We start from the raw sequence: 19,320 nt of genomic DNA on the forward strand, positions 1-19,320 counted from the left end.
GGCTAAAACACGAAACACTCATTATTATGCAATTTAGGGTGCAGCACTTAAAAAATGTTCAGGGGATAATAGATAAAAATAAGGGAATATGGATCATTCTTCTTTTCCCTTTATCTGTGCCATTCGTACATGCAGAAAATTCACAGAATTATTTTAATAATATTAAAAGTGGATTAGGAAAACTGATTGCACCGGAGCCAATGCGATCAGCACAAACGATTGATATTAGCTCACTCAGTCAGTACTCACTGGATACCTCAAAGGTGGCTGAACTGCCGCAGATTAGTCGGTCACAGCAGGGACAATTTTCAATTCAACCTATAAATGCTGGTATTCCTGCAAAAATGAGTCTGATTGAGGCGGTTCATACTGCAGTTCAGCGTCGTCCGGAAATTGCCCAGAGTATTTCGTCTTTATCTGCACAGGCAGCCAATATTGATGTGGCCAAAGCAGCGTATTATCCACAGTTATCTGGCGGTGTGGGTACCGGAGATTTGACCTCAGGTGAACGTGGACGTCAGGTGGTTTCTCTGAATGCAACCCAGATGCTGTATGACTTTGGCAAGATTAAAACCAATGTCAGTGTTGAAGAGGCGAGACTGGCAGAAGACCAGGCAAGAGTATTGGTAAGTCTGGATCAGGTCGCACTGGAAGTAGCGGATGCTATTGTCAACATTAAACGCTATCAGGAAATTACCAAGATTGCCGAGCAACAGATTCAGGGCATCGCACGGATTGCAGAAATTGCCAATTTACGTGCCCGTGCCGGGATTAGCACACAGGCCGATCCGGTTCAGGCGCAATCCAATCTGGAAGCTGCACAATCTAACCTGATCGTGCAACAAACCCAGTTAAGACAATATCAGCAACGTCTGCGAACTTTATTGGGATTTGATGTCTCTGCAGTTCAATGGGAAATTCCAGATCGTATCGTGACTCAGGCTGATCTTTATCAGGATCCCCAATTTACCCAGATTCCAAGCATGATCCTGGCACATTCAGGAGTAGATGTAGCCCGATTGCAAAAAGATCAGGCACGTTTAAGCCGTTATCCGACCATTAATCTGAAAGGTAGCTTAAGTCAGGCGGTCAATGGTCGAAATCCGAATAATAATGAAGACGATGGCTTTTATAATTCAATTATGATTGAAGCCAGCAGTAATTTTTATCAGGGGGGCGCTGTTCGGTCTCAGGCACGTGCTGCCAGTTATGCCGAAGAAGCTGCACGCGCACAGGTCAATACTGTCTATCTGGATGTGCTGGATCAGGTTCGCTTAATCCGGGAACAGATTGAAAATAAACAAAGACAAATGAATGTCCTGGCTCAGCGCCGTGAAACCACGGTACGAACCAAAGAGCTATATCAAGAACAATATAAATTGGGCACACGGACTGTAGTGGATTTATTAAACGCAGAACAGGCGATTCACAGCGCAGCACAGGAAATTGAATCAGCGCGCTATGACATCTATTCGGCAATTGTGCAATACATTCAGGTGACAGGTCGTACACGGGATATTTACGCGCTTAACCGTATTTCTATTCAGGGGTTTGAAGTTCAGCCATGAGTACTATAATAAATTATCAGCCGTGGCTTCAGGCAGTTTTGAATATTGCCAAGCATTATCGGATTGAACCATCTGAGGAACGGATTCGTCTGCAACTGGACTGGAACCAGCATCATGACATTGATGAAATGCTCAAGATTGTTAGCCGTCAGATGGGATTGAATGTCCGCAAAAATAAATTTGATAGCAGTCTGCTGAATCCTTGGCGTTTGCCCTTATTGGTTGAATTTGATAGCGGAGATGTCGGTGTTATTGAATGTATCGACACACAAGGTAATGTCAGTGTACAACTGAGTGGTGATGCCGGTTTATCGCAAAGTTTTACCATCGAGCAGTTAGAAACAGGTGCGAAGCATGTTTATATCCTGCGACCAGAGTCTTCTGTGCCGGATGCGCGTGTCGACGAATACATCAAGCCCTTTGAGAAAAACTGGTTCTGGTCAATTGTTCTTAAAGACTGGAAACGCTATATTGATGTGATGTTTGCCTCTTTAATCGCCAATATTCTGGCTTTGGCAACGATTGTCTTCTCGATGAACGTTTATGACCGTGTCATTCCTTCACAATCGATTCCTACTTTATGGGTGTTGGCCGGCGGTGTACTGATTGCGGCGATTTTCGAGTTTGTATTGCGGGTATCCCGTATTTATCTTTCAGACATTATTGGTAAACGGGCTGACCTGAAAATATCTGACCGGGTATTTGGGCATTCCTTAAGAATTAAAAACAGTGAGCGTTCCAAATCGACCGGAACATTTATTTCGCAGATTCGTGAACTCGAAGGTGTGCGTGAACTGGTCACTTCCACTACCGTGACGGCAATTGCAGATCTGCCATTCTTCTTCCTGTTCCTGGGAATCTTCTGGATTATTGGCGGCAACCTGTTCTGGGTCATGCTACTGGTAGTACCACTCATGATTCTTCCGGGAATTCTGGCGCAGAAAAAACTGGCCAAGTTGGCACAGTTAGGAATGCGTGAATCTGCGATCCGTAATGCTTTATTAGTAGAAGCCGTACAAGGGATTGAAGATATCAAGCTGTTAAGAGCTGAAACCCGTTTCCAGAACCAATGGAATCACATGAATGAGGTCTCTGCTGATGTCAGCATGCAACAACGTAAAATTGTTGGATTGATGACCGCATGGACTCAAAAAATTCAGGGACTCACCTTTGCTATTGTGGTCTTGGTGGGTGCATTTGCAGTAATGGATGGTGAGATGACGACAGGTGCTTTAGTTGCCTGTTCGATTTTATCATCACGGATGCTGGCACCCATTTCACAAATCACTGGTGTCTTGGGGCGTTTACAGCAAGCCAAAGTTGCCAAGGGCGGTTTGGATGAATTGATGAAAAAACCGGTGGATCAGCCGGATTATTCACATCTGATTCACCGTCCTGTTTTAGATGGTCATTATGACCTGAGTGGCGTGGTGTTTAAATATGGCGATGATGATCCCAAACCGAGTCTGGTCATTCCAAAACTGGAAATCAAGCCCGGTGAAAAAATAGCAATTCTGGGTCGTAACGGTGCAGGTAAATCGACGCTGTTGCAATTGTTGTCAGGTATGCAAACCCCAGCACAGGGTAAGGTCAAACTGGATGGTATTGATCTGACCCTGATTGATCCTTCAGATGTACGCCGTGATATGGGCTTGCTCAATCAGAATTCACAACTCTTTTACGGTAGTATCCGTGAAAACCTGACTTTGGGTGCACCGCTCGCTACGGATCAGCAGATTCTGGAAGCCCTGCAAATCACTGGTGCACTTAACTTTGTTCAGGAGAAAAAAGAAGGTCTGGATCATATCATTCTGGAAGGTGGAGTGGGCTTCTCGGGTGGACAGCGTCAAGCCTTGTTACTGGCACGGCTCCTTATCCGCCAGCCTAAAATTTTGTTGCTAGATGAACCAACCGCAGCGATTGATGACGTTTCAGAAAAGCAGTTAATTGATCATCTGAAAGGGTATCTTGCACATCGTACACTGGTAGTGGCAACGCATCGTCGCGCCGTACTGGAGTTAGTTGACCGTATTCTCGTGGTCAATGATGGCAAAATTGTCATGGATGGTCCACGAGACCAGATATTAAATCAGTCACAGGTAGGAACTAAACGGGTCGTGGGAGCAAGCGCATGAGTGAACCACAAACATTAACGCGTTCAAACAAAGTGAGCTTTCAGGAACCGCCATTACCTAAATCCAGTCTGATTATCTGGATTGTGGGCATTGGCTTGTTAATTCTATTGACATGGGCCTGGCTATTTAAACTGGAAGAGGTCTCGACCGGTACGGGTAAAGTCATTCCATCTTCCAAAGAACAGGTGATTCAGTCTCTGGAGGGCGGCATTCTAACCAAGTTAAATGTTAAAGAAGGCGAGATTGTAGAACGTGGCCAAGTCTTGGCGCAGCTTGATCCAACCCGCTTTGAATCAAATGTCGGTGAATCAGAATCCTTACTAATCGCTTCACGTGCGACTTCCGCCCGTTTACGTGCAGAAGTGAGTGGTACGCCATTGTCTTTCCCTGAAGAAGTGCTGAAATATCCGAAACTGGTTAAAGAAGAAACCGCACTGTATCAGTCACGTCGTGCCAATCTGGAAGAATCTCTTGCCGGCTTGCAACAGGCATTGGTACTGGTACAACAGGAACTGGAAATGACCGCGCCATTGGTGGCTAAAGGGGCAGCCAGTGAAGTTGAAGTTTTACGGTTGAAGCGAGAAGCCAATGACCTGCGTAACCAGATGAATGATATTCGTAACCAGTACTATGTTAAAGCACGGGAAGAACTTTCCAAAGCCAATACTGATGTGGAAACTCAGCAACAGGTGGTACGCGGCAAGTCAGATACCTTGAACCGGACCATTTTTAAATCCCCAGTTCGTGGCGTGGTGAAAGAAATTGATGTCATGACTTTGGGTGGAGTGGTACCACAAAATGGCAAGCTGATGACCATCGTGCCTCTGGACGAGAAATTACTGGTTGAAGCCCGAATTTCACCACGTGATATTGCTTTTATCCGTCCTGATCAGGAAGCACTGGTGAAGATTACTGCCTATGATTACTCGATTTATGGCGGTCTAAAAGGTAAAGTGACCGTGATTTCGCCAGATACCTTGCGGGATGAAGTCAAACAGGATCAGTTCTACTATCGTGTGTATATCCGTACCGATAGTGACAAATTGAGAAATGCCGCCGGGCAGGAGTTTAATATCACACCAGGTATGGTGGCCTCTGTTGACATTCGTACCGGCGCAAAAACGGTAATGGACTATCTGATCAAGCCATTCAACAAGGCTAAAGAAGCATTGCGTGAACGTTAAATTTAAAAGTAATTAATAAAATTAAATTGAATCAAGCCTCTCGTATAGAGAGGCTTTTTCTTTGCCACCTCAAAACAGGTATACTGCACAGGTGAAATTTGAATGCCTGAAGTTATGCCATTTACCATTGCCAGCCTTGTCAGTTTTGAGGAAGACATCAAAAAAAGCCGATTTCAGGCCTTTGCCACACCTGTAGAAAATGAGCAGGATGTGAAGGATTTTCTGGAGGCCTATCGTGATCCGACCACCACTCATCAATGCTGGGCCTGGAAAATCGGTCATCATGTACGCTTTAATGATGATGGTGAGCCATCGGGTACCGCCGGCCGGCCGATCCTCGCGACTATTGAAGGCAATGAGCTAACCAATGTACTGGTACTGGTGAATCGATGGTATGGCGGTATTAAACTAGGCACCGGCGGTCTGGTCCGTGCCTATGGGGGCTGTGCTGGACAATGTTTGTTATTAGCTGAAAAAATTAAGCTGATTGAAAAGAAAAAGGTCGAATTTGCCTGCCAGTTTAATGAGTGGGCGATTTTTCAGTATGAGCTGAATCAGCAGCAGATTGATTATCAGGAAGAATATATGGCTGAAGGTGTACAGGTTCAGGCACAATTTCAGAAACATCAGATTGAGCCTTTTGCTCTGAAGATTCAGGATGTTACTCGCGGACGTGAACAATTAAAAATCATAGAAGAAGCCACAGATGACTGAACCAGATCCATTACTGAAATATCGTGAGCAGCATAAACACCGCCTGAATTATATGCCTTGGCTATATTGGTCCTTAAAACCCAAGAATCGTGGTTGGGCTGAAGCTTGGCAGAAAGAATATCAGACCTATCTGATGGAGATGGAAACAGTCGAAATTGGCGAAAACTGTTTTATTTCGCCGTTGGCGCATATCTTTGCTGAGCCGGGTCGTAAAATTAGTATCGGAGATAATACCTTTATTGCGGCAGATTGTACGCTACATGGTCCTCTGGAGATTGGTAACGAAGTCGCCATTAATCATCACTGTATTCTGGATGGTGGTCGGGTGGGCATTAAACTGCATGACCAGGTACGTATCGCAGCTTATTGTCATCTTTATGCCTTTGATCATGGGATGGAACTGGAGCAGCCAATTTATCAGCAGCCAGTCAGGTCTAAAGGGATTGAGATTGGTCGGGATGTCTGGCTAGGTGCTCATGTCGGCATTAAAGATGGGGTGAAAATTGCCGATCAGGCGATTATAGGGATGAATAGCATGGTCACGAAGGATATTGAAGCGCGTGCAATTGTCGCCGGAAATCCGGCAAAATTGATTCGATATCGGGATTAAAATAGTAAAAAAGGTGCTTGGAAAAAGGATTTATATCAAGCGCTTAATATTAGGTAAAGGTCTTATCACATCACATAAAAGTTAACATATTTCAATTCAAGCCTTACAGATTTCAGTGCACATTTACTAATGCTTGTGCTAAGTTAAAAATAACTAAGAAATTTTTATTATAAAAGAGAGGCTGAACATGAAACGTGTCATTGCCTGCATAGACTCCTCACCATGCACGAACGCACTTGCAGATGCGGCTGCATGGATTGCCAAACAGACCGGCCGTGAACTGGTTTTATTACAGGTTCTGGATTATTACCCGGCCAGTTATCATCTTGGGGAAATTAGCGGTGTGATTGGCTTTGAAAGCAATGCCATGTTGCTTAAAGAGCTGGCTGAGCTGGAGCAAAAGCAAAGTGAAATTGCGCTTAGTTATAGCAATAATCTGCTCCAGCATATTTCGGATCGTATCTTTAAAGATTATGGCATCCGCACCACCCATATTCAGGAAAAGGGTGATTTTCTGGAACAAAGTTTTCAGATTCTAAAACCTGATGATATTGCTGTAATCGGACTACTCGGTGAGCGTTCTGCCGAGAAAAACAAGCCAATCGGCACCAATGTAGAAAACTTTATCCGTGGTGCTAACTGTACAGTGATGACTGTAGGGGAACACTTCAGACCACCGACACGTTTTATCTTTGCTTATGAATATTCACCAACCTGTGTGAAGATGATGAAACGCATTGCAGAAAGTGATTTATTAAGACAATTACAATGTCATCTGCTTTATATCGGGGATCATGTGGAAATCCTGAATGAGCCTCTGCAATATTTGACAGAAGCAGGACTAGAGGTCGTTCCAGAATACCGCTATGGAGAAGTAGCTGAAAATATCCTGTCTTATCAGCAGGAACATGGGATTCAGTTAATTGTCTTGGGGGCATTCAGTCACAGCAAGATCCACCAGTTCTTCTTGGGCAGTATTGCGACAACGATTTTCCGAAATTCTAAAGTGCCATTATTGGTAGCGAAGTAGAAAGAGGGTGATAAAACCTACAGAAATGTATTTTTTGATAAATTGTTACAGCTTGAATTAAAAATAACCAGAGTTATCCTCATATATTGTGGATAACTCTGTGGTTACATTCTGTAAGATGATGTTATTTATCGAGAATACTTTATTGGCTGATTTTTGTTCTAGTCGTATTATTTGACAATTGCGAGTGCAAAACCATCATGGCCTTTACTGCCAACGGTCTGTAAAGCAGTACAAGATAAGATACGTGGATGATTTTCCAGCGCTTTAAACATGTCACGAATGCCTTCAATACTTGGTTTTTTATTATCCGGATTGATGATATCACCGGCACGAATCACATTGTCCAGGAAGATAATGGTACCGGAGTGAGAAAAGTTTAAGCTCAGCTCCAGATATTCAGGATAGCTTTGCTTATCGGCATCAATAAAAATAAAGTCAAAGGCTTCAGTATCTTGAGGCAGGGCACGAAGCACATCTGCAGCACGGCCACATTTCAGCTCAACTTTCTGTTTTAACTGTGCACGATCAATATTTTCCTGTCCCATCGCAGAATGTGTATCACGGCCTTCGATTGTCAGGATATAACCGTCTTCAGGGAGGGCACGAGCCAGCCACATGGTGCTATATGCAGCAAAGGTTCCTAGTTCCAGTACGCGCTTGCACTTATTCATCTGGATCAGCATTTGCAGCAGCATGCCCTGATTCGGCGCAACAGCCAGATGATCTGGAAAACCATGTGCAGCAGTATTTTCAAGAGTCTGATTCAGGATAGGATCTTCAGGAATTAAATGTGAATCAATGTAGCGGTCAATATCTGTCCACATTTGTTGCATAGTACTCGCACCTTTGTTGTGATGCGTGCATTTTAAACTTTTCCGAGCACAGCGCAATTTATTGTTCTATATTCGCTGATTTTTTAGGCTATACAAAGCCAAAAGCTGGCTTTGTATAGAAAATGAAATGACTTAGTAATTACACATTGATGAGCGACGACTTAAATCCGGGCCCCAAGTGCGATAACCTTGAGTATCAATATGGATTTGGCCAGAGGCATATAAACCGAGCCCCATATTCAGGCTTTGTCCATGCTGTAACCAAAACTGGCACAGTTTGAACTTGGTATTTTCAATTGCTGCATAATCCTGAGCCTGTGGGTACTCAGGTCCGATCCGAAAATCAATTGCCGAGTTAAACAGGTGACGTGAAGAATTGGCTCCACCGGCACACTGATTTAAAGGCAGGTCACGATAAACCGAAGTGACTTCAAAATCAGTCAGTACATTGGCAGCAACCAGATATTTGAAGACACGTAAAGTAGGCACCTGATTTGACCAGAGCTCACGGCTTGGAATCATATATTGCGATCGACCACATTTAGCCCAATCCCGTGCAGTACGCATCAGCTCAAAACTTGGAATAATATTTCCGACCCCTTGCTGGGCCAAAAAGTTTTCATATTCACGTACAAGAGACAGGTTATTTAGTGCCGATACCCAGTGAGTATAGACATAAGGAACCGGTTTAGGCTGTGGTTTATGGTTGTACTGGACTCGTTCTTCTGGGATGTAAATCCTTTTATCTGGAGTTACTTTACCAGACTGTTTTGTGGTGGTAGCACATCCTACAAAGACAAGCGGGATTATACAAACACTCAATAACCCCTTTATTAAATGCTTCATTGATAGCAATTCAGATATTTTAAAATAGCGCTATTTTAGTCCACTTTTACGGAGAAAATCAGGATAAATTGCAATGAAATGTGTGGATGGGGTATAAAAAAAGACCAGTCTATGCTGGTCTTTTTTTAAGATTTGAAAAATTATTTTTCAAGATATTGTAATTTATCAGTTTTACCATTCCACTCTTCACGGTCAGCAGGTTGCTCACCAATTTGTGTGATGTTCGGCCATTTTTGAGACAGTTCAGCATTTAGCTCGATAAAGACTTCTTGGCCTTCCGGTAATTCATCTTCAGAGAAAATTGCATTCGCAGGACATTCAGGCTCACATAACGCGCAGTCGATACACTCGTCCGGGTTAATCACAAGGAAGTTAGGACCTTCATAGAAACAGTCTACTGGGCAAACTTCAACACAGTCTTGATATTTACATTTAATACAATTTTCAGTGACAACGAAGGTCATGGCGACAGCTACCTAAAAAATATGGTTCTAATGACGAATACCGTATTTTAGGCAAAAATAGAGGGAACAAACAATTCCTTTTATTGATATTTGTTATATATAGGGCTGTTAAATTTGAAAAAACTGCGATGATTGGATGAAAGGCTTAGGGAATGAGAATCATCATCAGCTAAGCCCTATGCGGGATAGGGCTTAGAAGAGATTTTAACTTGGCTGTTTCATGAGATCTTTAAGAGCATAAAGTTGCTGTAATGCTTCACGTGGGCTCAGATTGTCGACATCAATGTCTTCTAATAATTCAAGCGCTGCTGAAGGCTTTTCAATCTCGATGACTTTTTCGATGATTTCAGGCATCGCAAACAGATCATGCTGCGGACTCTGTGGTTTGGCCTGATGCTGCTTTTCCAGAATCTTCAAGCGATGCTGAGCTTCTTTAATTACAGCCGCAGGAATACCTGCCAGTTTAGCGACCTGTAAACCATGACTCTGGCTAGCTGGGCCATGTTGGACTTTATGCAGCAGAATAAGGTTGCCATTTAGTTCTTTGGCTGTGACATGATAGTTATCAATTCCTGCTTCTTTGTCCAGTTCGGTTAGCTCAAAATAATGCGTTGCGAACAGACATAGACATTGAATCCGTTTAGTCAGATCCAGCACACAAGCCCAAGCCAGGGACAGCCCGTCATAAGTACTGGTTCCACGACCCACTTCATCCATCAGAACCAGAGATTGACTGGTAGCATGATGCAGAATTTGCGAAGTTTCCGTCATTTCCACCATAAAGGTTGATTTGCCAGTCGACAAATCATCTGCAGAGCCAATCCGGGTAAAGATCCGGTCAATTGGACCCAGTGTTGTCGATTGCGCTGGCACATAACTACCGCAATAAGCCAGCAGGGCAATCAGGGCAGTCTGGCGCATAAAGGTGGATTTACCACCCATATTTGGACCGGTGATAATGGCCATACGGTGCTGATAATCCAGCTGGGTATCATTTGGAGTAAAGGCTGCCTTGCTTAAGGCTTCCACCACAGGATGACGGCCGGCAACGATTTTCACACCAATTTCAGGGCTGAATTTTGGTCGTGCCCAATTGCGTAAACGTGCCTGATGGGCAAAGTTTGCCAACAGATCGATCTGGGCAATCGCACTGCTCATCATCTGTAGATTGCCAATATCCTGACGCAGTTCATCCAGCAACATTTCGAATAGCATTTTCTCGCGAGCAAGTGCACGGGATTCGCTAGACAATACTTTATCTTCAAAAGCTTTTAGTTCAGGCGTGATATAACGCTCAGCATTTTTCAGCGTTTGGCGACGGATATAATGTTCAGGTGCCTGTTCAGCTTGTGCACGAGTCAGTTCGATATAATAACCACTGACACGGTTATAGCCGATTTTCAGGGTAGGAATGCCGCTTTGCTCACGTTCCTTAATCTCCAGATCAATCAGGAACTGTCCGGCATGATCACGGATTTTACGCAGCTCATCCAGCTCGCTATCGAAACCTTCTGCAATGACATTGCCATCACGTAGCAGTACCGGCGGATTTTCAACAATAGCTGACATCAGGCGCTGATGCAGGCCATGAAAATCGCCCAGTTCTTCATTCAGCTGTTGTAATAATTTCGAATTCTGCTGACTTAACAGCGGTTGTAACGCATGGCGTAAAAATGGAATCTGTGCACAGGCTTGACGCAACTGCACTAAATCACGTGGACGAGCACTACCTAAAGCGATACGGCTGAGTACACGTTCAATATCACTAATTTCTTTTAAGACCAGACGGACTGGCGATTCATGGAAACCTTCAAGCAATGCCTGTGTCGCATCCAGTCGCTCATCCAGTATCGCAGTATCACGAAGCGGTTGCATCAAGGTTCGGCTAAGCAGACGGCCACCCATAGCGGTCTGACAGTCATTGATCAGCTGGAACAATGAAGTGCCATGTTCAAATAAAGGCTCAATTAGCTCCAGATTACGACGGGTCACTGGATCCAGTGCAATAAAGTCTGAACTTTGTTCCAGTTGAATGGTTCGGATATGTGGTAAAGCCGTTTTCTGGGTTTCTTTGGCATAGTGAATCAATGCGGCTGCAGCAGCTTTGGCCAAGGGCAGATGATCAATTCCGAAACCTGAAAGTGTACTCACTGCAAACTGGTCACATAAGGTCTTCTGGGCATTGTTTTGGTTAAAGTCAACATTCGGACGTTTGCTAATAGGAACATCTAGTTGTTGTTTTAAGTGTTTTACCAGAGCTTGATCTTGCAGATTTTCATCAATCACAATTTCGCTTGGCATCAGGCGTGCCAACTCAATGGCTAACTGACTTAAGTCATAATCGATTTGCTGGACTTTAAATAAACCCGCACTCAGGTCGAGAAGTGCAATTCCGATTTGTTGGTGTTGAACACACAGAGCAACCAGGTTGGAGGTTTGATGCGCACCTAATAAGGCATCATCAGTTAAAGTCCCGGGAGTGATAATTCGGACGACCCCACGTTCAACTGGACCTTTACCAGTCACTTCACCGATCTGCTCGCAGATCACCACCGTTTCGCCTTTTTTCACCAGACGAGCTAGATAGCCTTCAGCAGCATGGAAAGGTACACCGGCCATGGGAATTGGCTGGCCATTGGCTTTACCGCGATGGGTCAGGGTAATGCCTAAAATTTTGGCGGCCTTATGGGCATCTTCAAAGAACAGTTCATAGAAATCACCCATGCGATAGAACATCAATGAGTGTGGATGCTGCATTTTGACCGACATGTACTGCTGCATCATAGGTGTTAGTGTGGATAGGTCAGGTCCAATATTTTCTGTATTCATGTCACTTAACACCTTTAAAATTAATAATATTTACAATTAATTGCATACAAAACTTTTCCTGACGAATCCTGTTGAATCTTGTCTAAACCTGAACAATCCAATGACTAAGTATACCTTTTGGTGTACCTTTTCTTGGTGTGTGGTTAAAATACTAAGAATAAGATGATTCGATTTTTGAATTTCTGAAACGGATTCTAACAAAAACCGTGGCTTTGTTTCTAAGGGGATTTTTAGGTGAGTGAAAAAGAAACTCAAGCAACTAAAAAAGTTGCTCTATCTGCTAAAGCGATAGAGAAAATGAAGAATGATAGTTATAAAGCCGATATAGGTGAAAATGAAGGCTTGCGTGTATATAAAGGGAAGACTGGATTAACATCTTTTATATATCGTTATCGTAGTCCTATTGATAACTCGTTAAAAAAAATGAAGATAGGTACTTTTCCTGAATTATCTTTGGCTGAAGCAAGGATCGAGTTGCAAAAGCTAAAAGTTCAAAGGCGTTCAGGCATTTGCCCAAGTACTTATGCAAAAGAAGAAAAATTGGAACGGCTAACTAAGCTTCAAGCAGAAAAAAAGAAAGAGGAACTTCATAAATTTACAGTTAAAGATTTAATCGAGTTATATCTTACAAACGTAATCGAAGATAGGTACGTAGATGATCCAAGATCTGGGTTAAAGAAATTGATTCGAGGGTCTCGTAAGAAGAAGGGGCAAGATGAAACAAGAAGAACGCTGTATGGAGATGCAGTAAAAGTCTTAGGGCATTTACCTGCTGAAAAAATTACTCGTAAAGATATCGTACAGTTGGTGTCAGATATAGTGGCAAGAGGAGCCAATGTTCAGGCAGGTAGAGTTTTGTCTGAATTAACTTTAGCTTATGAGTACGCTATTGGGCTTGAAAAGTTTAAAGAGGATTTTGCTAACCCAGCTTTGCAGGCTAAGGCTAGCGCGAAACAAGCCAGATTAAAGCTGACTTGTACGAAAGGAACTAGAGTTTTAAGTGATGATGAATTAAGGCGTGTTTTGCAGTGGTTGCCAACTTCAGGGTTTTCAGCAAAACATAAACAAGTCTTGATGATCACACTTTGGACAGGATGCCGAACAGGTGAAGTTTGTGAAGCTAAATGGGCAGATATAAGTTTAGAGTCTAGAACATGGCATATCAGACAGAGTAAAAATGGTTCGGAACGCTATGTTCAACTATCTCGTCAGTGTGCTGAGTTTATTGCAAATCTTCCTAATAAGCATTTGGAATATGTTTTTCAAATGGAAAAAAGTGGAAAGCCACTTTTGCAAAAAACGATTACTGAATGTAAATGGAGAATGAAACACCCTGAAAAGATGGTGTATAAACAAACATATAGACCTGAACAGTTGTGGTTGAATGACATGCCTGATTGGAATCCGCATGACTTAAGAAGGACGGTACGTACAGGGTTGTCACGTTTGGGTTGTCCAGCAGAGGTGGCGGAAGCAGTATTGGGTCATTCTAAAAAAGGGATACAGGGAACGTATGATTTACATACTTACGAAAAAGAGTGTGCTGAATGGTTGCAGAAGTGGGCTGACTATTTAGATAAAAATATGATGGAAAATTAAACGATTTGTGTAACAATTGGACTTTAAAAGATTTTTTTATGGGGCGGTATGGAAGTTGTTACGCAATCATTAGAGGTGGGGCGAAATTTACATATTCTAAAAGTACATACTTATGATGAACAATTAATAGAATTAATAAATAAATATTTGGTAAAAGTGTGTGAGGGTGAAGATTCTGAAGATATTCAAAGAGTGAAAAAAAGGCTCCTTAAATTCATCTCAACAAAACATCCAAATACAAAAATGGGTGCCATAGCTGAATTTTTTATACATCTATATTTAAATGATTGTAATTATAAGCAAGAGTTTCTTTTTTTTAATTTAGAAGAGACATCAATAAAGAAAGGATTTGATGGTTTATATACAAAAGATGATGAAATATATGTCTTAGAAAGTAAATCTGGTAGTGAGAAAACTGAAGATATATCACACTTTGGTAAAATAAAAGAAGCATATACTGACTTAAAAAAATATTTTGATGGCTCAAGTGAAAAGGGTAATAATAATCCATGGAGAAATGCTTATAATCATGCAAGTCATAGTGATATAAAAGCCAAGGATTCTTTAAAAAAACAAATTAAAAAACTTGCTAATTTGTATGATGATGAAATATATGGGGATATAGAAAATTATAATATAATGCCTTGTTCAACAATATTTTTGGATGATGAGTGGAAAGATGTATTTATAAATGATTTTTTAAATTCGGTTGATAAAATGAATTTTTTGATGGCTAAAAAATGCGATGTTATAATATTGACTAAATTAAAATTATCCAATTTTATAGATTTTTTAGGGTTGGAGGATTCTAATGATTAATACTGCTTTGTTGAAAGAAGATGAAAGATTTTCGAACGCTATTAAAAAATTATTTTTGAATGAAGTATTGGATCAAGATGAATTAACTTTTTTACTAAGTTGTGCGATTCTTTTTTTAAAGAAATATGAAAAAGACAGTAGAGAAAAAAATTGTCTTTCATTTGCTTATTTTATACTTCTAAAAGTAGCACTAGTTAATAAATATTATCTTCCATTATATGATATATCAATAAATATGGGTTGGTATCCAATTTCAAGATTTATTTTTGAAAAAGAATTAATTGAAGATATAGAGGTTTTTCACGTAGTTTCTGATGCAAGAGTTGATAAATTTGAGTTTGAAGGAATTGTTGAGACATATAAACAAAAAAATAATAGATTGGATTTGTTAAATTCGGATGTTGATGAAAAAGCATATATTGCTCCTACATCATTTGGAAAAAGTAAATTAATTCAAGAATTTTTAAAAAAGAAAGATTATAATAGAATTGCTATTATAGTTCCTACTAAATCGCTTTTAACTCAAACTTATAACACTGTTAAGGACTTGTTTGATGAAAGAAAAATAATTTTTCACGATGAAATGTATCAAGGTGAGGATAATTTTATTGCTATTTTTACTCAAGAGCGTGCATTACGTTTATTAAGTAAAAATAAAGATATGAGTTTTGATCTTCTGGTAATTGATGAAGCTCATAATTTGATGGATAAAGATGTACGAAGTATATTGTTGCTAAGATTGATAAGAAGAAATAAATTTAGAAATCATGATTGTAATATACTATATTTATCTCCTTTAATATCAAATATTGAAAATATTAAATTTAGTAATAGTCAAAATATATTTGAAAGAAAAATAGATTTTAATATTAAAGAGCCATCTATTCATCTTTATGATAGTGATAAAAATTACTATTTATATAATAGATATTTTGATGATTATTATAAGGTTGAAAGTTACTCTGACTTTTTGGATTATATTTTTTCTCATGAAAAAAATAAAAACTTTTTTTATTTGCGGAAACCTAAAAGGGTTGAGCAGTTAGCGTCTAATATTTGTTCAGTATTACCTATTGACTTTGATGAAGAACTCCAAGTAATTAGTGAAAGTCTAGCAAGAAATATTCATAAGGACTTTTATTGCGTTGATTTTGTTAGAAAAGGCTTGATTTATTTACATGGTAAATTGCCTGATATCATCAAGGAATATTTAGAATATAAATTTAAAAATTTATCGAAAATAAAATATTTAGTGTCAAATTCTGTGATTTTGGAAGGTGTAAATTTACCAATTGATAATTTGTATATTTTAAATATATATAGTTTAGATTCAAAAAAATTGATAAATTTAGTGGGTCGTGTTAATAGATTGAATGAAGTGTTTGATAAAAATAATAGTGGTCTATATAAATTAAATCCAGATATTCATTTTGTTTATGATTCATATTTTACAGGTGAAAGTGCTAAATTAAGAAACACTATCAAGAAAATTAAATCAGGGGTGTTTAAGGATAAGGTGGATAATCCTGTTTTATTAAATTATTCAGATGAAAATAAACTAGATGTTTTGGGGGAGGGAGGTGAAAAAAATGTTTCTTCAGAAAATATTATAAAAATAAGGGAGGATTTTTTGATTGTTAATGATCTTAATGATGATTTTAAGTTTAAGTGCTCTTTAATTGAATCAAAGATTGATTCAATATATTTTGATTTTGATCTAGCATATAAAGTACTGGAGAGTAAATTTATTAAATATAAGTCAAATAAGAATTGGATGGAATTAGATATTATAGATAAAATTTCTATTTTCTTTATTGATGGTATGGATGAATATATTGCTAATAAAAATTTATTGCGTTTAAATAAAGAGAAAGCTAGAAATTTTTATAGAATGTTTAATGAAAACAAGCATAAATTAAATGTAAATCAGAATATAAGATTTTTATTAAAGTATTTTTATTCAATTCAGGATAGCTATGCTGGTAAAAATTTTTACGTAGGCGCATCCTATGGCGAGTTTTCAATTAATGATAATAGCTTTTCCAAAAATTATATTGATCTTTCAACTAAAGATGAAAAAGAACTGGTAAATATTGCATTAATAAAGATAAAAATAGAATCTGATTTTCTATCATTTGTTTTATATAAATTTGCTAATGTCTTATATGATATAGGTCTGGTTAGTGAAGATGAATATAATTTATTTACATACGGTAGTATTAGCAAAGAAACTAATGATTATGTTAGATTGGGTTTAAGTAGTAACATCGTTGCTTCACTTGAAAGAAATGATCAATTGAAAAATTTATCATTAGGTAGAAATGGGGTGGTTAGACCTAATGAGAAATTCATTGACTTTTTTGAAAAGCAGGATGATTTATTTAAATTTGAACTTTCAAAGTTTATAAATTAAAAAAAATAGAACATCTATACGTTAGATGTTCTATTTTTTATTATATTGGTGTAACACTTTGTTTTAGGTGGTTTTTTATATTATTCATTTGATTTCCGTTTTGAGATATATTTTGATTTTTAGTAGAGTTAATTGAGGTGGAGTCAAATTCCTCTAATGGATCAAAATACTCTTCACTTGATATTTCAAAAATTCCATTTAAAAATCCTTTTCTTGCTATAGAGTCAAGATTTTCCTGTGAAAAACCAAATTCTTTACAATCTTTATCTATTTGCTGAGCTTGGAGTATTGCTTCATTCAAAGAAACTCCGTCCTTTAATGTTAAGTCCACGTAATACACTGGCTGACGATAGCTCTGTGTTGTGCTTTTACCTCTTAATGTTAGCTGTAGTGGTAGGCAGGAGAGCAGACCATTTGAAGCTGCATGATAATATCTCAATCGAGCTGCCAAAGTTCGTATGCTGTTAAAACCAGTTGTCCTAAACACAAATGTTCCAAACTCATCTGAGTCATCTAGGTTTACATGCAAACGTCCATATGGCTTACAGTGTCCTCCTTGGGCTAAAGGGCATAGATCAGGTGAAGGGCATGTATGCTGTTCAACACCTTGATTTGTTAAACGCTGACAAGTTTGACCATCACCCACACAGATAGGTCGTCCAGTCTGACGATCAAACATTGTGTACTCTGCTCGCAAATTAAGATCAGGATCATTAAAAATCAATCTGACAGGAATTGTGCGAAGTTTCTGATTGGGTGTATTTGAGCGAAGCTGTTCATCTAGTGGATGCTTTATCCATCCATCCTTATTTTGAATCTGTGAAGTGATGGTAAATTGATCATCTTTTTCAGGTAGACGTTTACCGTTCTTCTCTACAACTCGTCCAATACTGATACGCCCTAGTATTGGTGGAGTAATTGCTAAACCTTTAATCATAAGTTCTGCTCCAAGTATTTTTTTATTACTGACTCTTTGATATGTAAGACAAAGATAAAAGATCAGAATGAAAGGCAAAAACTTCCAATTGGACTCACCACACTTTCGAGTGTTGGTGAGTTGGGGGAGTTTTTGCCGTTTTAGTGAAATTAATGAAAGATTTATCATTCTTGATAGATGTTGAACCTTCGACTTCCATATTTTTTAAGCGGATATTGCTCAATCAAATCAGGTTGATGTTTTAGCAGTGCTTTAAGGTTTAGACTTACCGAGTCCTTGGCTTTCTTCCAAACCACTGAGCCTCGAGCAAACACCGCACGTTCTTTATCCTGCATCATCATTTGGATTTGATGTTTGAGCTGATCGAATCGTTCTTGCTGATGCTGAATATCCTCTTTGAGTTTAATGAGCTTATCGAACATGAGATTGGCATTCTCATTGGCTGAGAAGTCCTCGACTGAAAGTGGGACATGTGCTGGATACAATTGCTGTATCGCTTTAGCTGCCGATTCACTTGCATCCACCGATGGTGGTGTATCCGTTTCCACACACTGCCAAAAATATCGTTCTGCATTGATGATGTGTTCAATCACCGACTCAGAACGAGTTACTTTAAAGATCTTGGTTTCATGACCACAGAGCAGTACACAGACATGCGCTGATTGTTTGCCTGTAACTGCCAACTGATGTTGTACCTGACACAGCACATACAAAGGTACTCCATCACGCCAAAGCTTAGCGCCATGTTCACCGGCAGTCTTACATTCCAAAATTTGAACTTCATCATTGCCCACCACGGAATAATCCAAGTTGGCTAACATGAAATACTTGTCAGGATCGGGATGCTGAAGTACAGCATTGACACGACGAACTTTGTTATTGGTGTGCATGCTGTAGTATTCAGCCACTAAAGGTTCAAGCTGTTTACCCCAATACAGCGGTGCTACACCTGAACTTTCATCTTCAATGGATTGAGTCTGACGACCTGTCTTGATCAGCCATAGCTCTAGCATCGACATATACGGATTTAATCCACATGCCGTTGCTGCATCACTACTACCAATGCCTTGTTTACGGACTTCAAGCCAATCTTGATATTCCATATTTTTAGTATTCACTAAACGCTTTGCACCACTGCTACGTTTAGTACCAAGGTTCGATGGAATGACTGTTGCTGTCATCGTGTTGGTTGATGGTGAAATGGGTGTCATTTGATTCATGTTTCTATCCTTATAAATCTGAGTTGTTGTAAAAAAGACAGGCATAGAAAAGCCATACCCGACACGAAGTCGGGTATGGCGCTATACATGGCTTATACTTGTTGAATAAATTGAGA

The 19,320-nt window shown here is 39.7% G+C and carries 14 protein-coding genes and 1 pseudogene; 9 read left to right on the forward strand and 6 right to left on the reverse strand.

Features of this window, described 5'->3' with window-relative positions; genetic code table 11:
• Positions 1–26 precede the first annotated feature (26 nt).
• The 6 genes from FTV34_RS00735 to FTV34_RS00760 all read left to right on the forward strand — a co-directional run bounded on the left by FTV34_RS00735 (position 27) and on the right by FTV34_RS00760 (position 7,241).
• Complete coding sequence (locus tag FTV34_RS00735; protein WP_180068435.1) at positions 27–1,568, forward strand: TolC family outer membrane protein; 1,542 nt, start codon at positions 27–29, stop codon at positions 1,566–1,568.
• Positions 1,565–3,703: a type I secretion system permease/ATPase gene (locus FTV34_RS00740; protein WP_180068437.1), complete on the forward strand. Its 2,139-nt coding sequence runs from the start codon at positions 1,565–1,567 to the stop codon at positions 3,701–3,703. The genes FTV34_RS00735 and FTV34_RS00740 overlap by 4 nt, the downstream gene beginning before the upstream one ends.
• A complete protein-coding gene (locus tag FTV34_RS00745) occupies positions 3,700–4,887 on the forward strand; it encodes an HlyD family efflux transporter periplasmic adaptor subunit (protein ID WP_004786223.1) in 1,188 nt (395 codons plus the stop codon). The genes FTV34_RS00740 and FTV34_RS00745 overlap by 4 nt, the downstream gene beginning before the upstream one ends.
• A gap of 114 nt (positions 4,888–5,001) precedes the next feature.
• Positions 5,002–5,601, forward strand: coding sequence for a YigZ family protein (locus FTV34_RS00750; protein WP_034170371.1), 600 nt, complete (start codon positions 5,002–5,004; stop codon positions 5,599–5,601).
• Complete coding sequence (locus FTV34_RS00755; protein WP_180068439.1) at positions 5,594–6,211, forward strand: DapH/DapD/GlmU-related protein; 618 nt, start codon at positions 5,594–5,596, stop codon at positions 6,209–6,211. The genes FTV34_RS00750 and FTV34_RS00755 overlap by 8 nt, the downstream gene beginning before the upstream one ends.
• A gap of 187 nt (positions 6,212–6,398) precedes the next feature.
• Positions 6,399–7,241 carry a universal stress protein gene (locus tag FTV34_RS00760; RefSeq protein ID WP_034703837.1) on the forward strand — a complete coding sequence of 281 codons (843 nt, stop codon included), beginning with the start codon at positions 6,399–6,401 and terminating at the stop codon, positions 7,239–7,241.
• A gap of 170 nt (positions 7,242–7,411) precedes the next feature.
• Here FTV34_RS00760 and FTV34_RS00765 read toward each other — a convergent pair whose 3' ends face one another.
• The 4 genes from FTV34_RS00765 to mutS all read right to left on the reverse strand — a co-directional run bounded on the left by FTV34_RS00765 (position 7,412) and on the right by mutS (position 12,216).
• Complete coding sequence (locus FTV34_RS00765) at positions 7,412–8,077, reverse strand: O-methyltransferase (protein WP_180068441.1); 666 nt, start codon at positions 8,075–8,077, stop codon at positions 7,412–7,414.
• 132 nt (positions 8,078–8,209) lie between these two features.
• Entirely contained in the window at positions 8,210–8,923 is a 714-nt protein-coding gene (locus tag FTV34_RS00770) for a D-Ala-D-Ala carboxypeptidase family metallohydrolase (RefSeq protein WP_004786214.1), read from the reverse strand.
• A gap of 140 nt (positions 8,924–9,063) precedes the next feature.
• Positions 9,064–9,387 carry a ferredoxin FdxA gene (fdxA, locus tag FTV34_RS00775; protein ID WP_004786212.1) on the reverse strand — a complete coding sequence of 108 codons (324 nt, stop codon included), beginning with the start codon at positions 9,385–9,387 and terminating at the stop codon, positions 9,064–9,066.
• 204 nt (positions 9,388–9,591) lie between these two features.
• Complete coding sequence (mutS, locus tag FTV34_RS00780; protein WP_180068443.1) at positions 9,592–12,216, reverse strand: DNA mismatch repair protein MutS; 2,625 nt, start codon at positions 12,214–12,216, stop codon at positions 9,592–9,594.
• A 234-nt stretch (positions 12,217–12,450) separates the two neighbouring features.
• Between mutS and FTV34_RS00785 the strand changes: the two genes are divergently transcribed.
• The 3 genes from FTV34_RS00785 to FTV34_RS00795 are packed head-to-tail and all read left to right on the forward strand — an operon-like array spanning position 12,451 to position 17,047.
• Positions 12,451–13,815: a site-specific integrase gene (locus FTV34_RS00785; RefSeq protein ID WP_180068445.1), complete on the forward strand. Its 1,365-nt coding sequence runs from the start codon at positions 12,451–12,453 to the stop codon at positions 13,813–13,815.
• Positions 13,816–13,863: 48 nt separating this feature from the next.
• Positions 13,864–14,634 (forward strand): hypothetical protein, encoded by a 771-nt coding sequence (locus FTV34_RS00790; protein ID WP_180068447.1) that lies wholly within the window; start codon positions 13,864–13,866, stop codon positions 14,632–14,634.
• Positions 14,627–17,047 (forward strand): DEAD/DEAH box helicase, encoded by a 2,421-nt coding sequence (locus FTV34_RS00795; protein ID WP_180068449.1) that lies wholly within the window; start codon positions 14,627–14,629, stop codon positions 17,045–17,047. The genes FTV34_RS00790 and FTV34_RS00795 overlap by 8 nt, the downstream gene beginning before the upstream one ends.
• 145 nt (positions 17,048–17,192) lie before the next feature.
• On the opposite strand, the pseudogene FTV34_RS00800 reads toward FTV34_RS00795, so the two are convergent.
• Positions 17,193–17,984 (reverse strand): annotated as a pseudogene (locus FTV34_RS00800) (hydrolase or metal-binding protein); the annotation flags it as partial.
• 164 nt (positions 17,985–18,148) lie between these two features.
• Positions 18,149–19,204 carry a YqaJ viral recombinase family protein gene (locus FTV34_RS00805; RefSeq protein WP_180068453.1) on the reverse strand — a complete coding sequence of 352 codons (1,056 nt, stop codon included), beginning with the start codon at positions 19,202–19,204 and terminating at the stop codon, positions 18,149–18,151.
• Positions 19,205–19,320: the final 116 nt, after the last annotated feature.

The sequence above is a fragment of the Acinetobacter sp. YH16038 genome (assembly GCF_013417275.1).
Lineage (GTDB): Bacteria > Pseudomonadota > Gammaproteobacteria > Pseudomonadales > Moraxellaceae > Acinetobacter.

Coding starts and splice junctions, on each gene's coding strand:
- FTV34_RS00790 (WP_180068447.1), top strand. CDS start 13,864: ATGGAAGTTGTTACGCAATCATTAGAGGTGGGGCGAAATTTACATATT.
- FTV34_RS00765 (WP_180068441.1), bottom strand. CDS start 8,077: ATGCAACAAATGTGGACAGATATTGACCGCTACATTGATTCACATTTA.
- fdxA (WP_004786212.1), bottom strand. CDS start 9,387: ATGACCTTCGTTGTCACTGAAAATTGTATTAAATGTAAATATCAAGAC.
- FTV34_RS00750 (WP_034170371.1), top strand. CDS start 5,002: ATGCCATTTACCATTGCCAGCCTTGTCAGTTTTGAGGAAGACATCAAA.
- FTV34_RS00735 (WP_180068435.1), top strand. CDS start 27: ATGCAATTTAGGGTGCAGCACTTAAAAAATGTTCAGGGGATAATAGAT.
- FTV34_RS00760 (WP_034703837.1), top strand. CDS start 6,399: ATGAAACGTGTCATTGCCTGCATAGACTCCTCACCATGCACGAACGCA.
- mutS (WP_180068443.1), bottom strand. CDS start 12,216: ATGAATACAGAAAATATTGGACCTGACCTATCCACACTAACACCTATG.
- FTV34_RS00745 (WP_004786223.1), top strand. CDS start 3,700: ATGAGTGAACCACAAACATTAACGCGTTCAAACAAAGTGAGCTTTCAG.
- FTV34_RS00795 (WP_180068449.1), top strand. CDS start 14,627: ATGATTAATACTGCTTTGTTGAAAGAAGATGAAAGATTTTCGAACGCT.
- FTV34_RS00770 (WP_004786214.1), bottom strand. CDS start 8,923: ATGAAGCATTTAATAAAGGGGTTATTGAGTGTTTGTATAATCCCGCTT.
- FTV34_RS00755 (WP_180068439.1), top strand. CDS start 5,594: ATGACTGAACCAGATCCATTACTGAAATATCGTGAGCAGCATAAACAC.
- FTV34_RS00740 (WP_180068437.1), top strand. CDS start 1,565: ATGAGTACTATAATAAATTATCAGCCGTGGCTTCAGGCAGTTTTGAAT.
- FTV34_RS00805 (WP_180068453.1), bottom strand. CDS start 19,204: ATGAATCAAATGACACCCATTTCACCATCAACCAACACGATGACAGCA.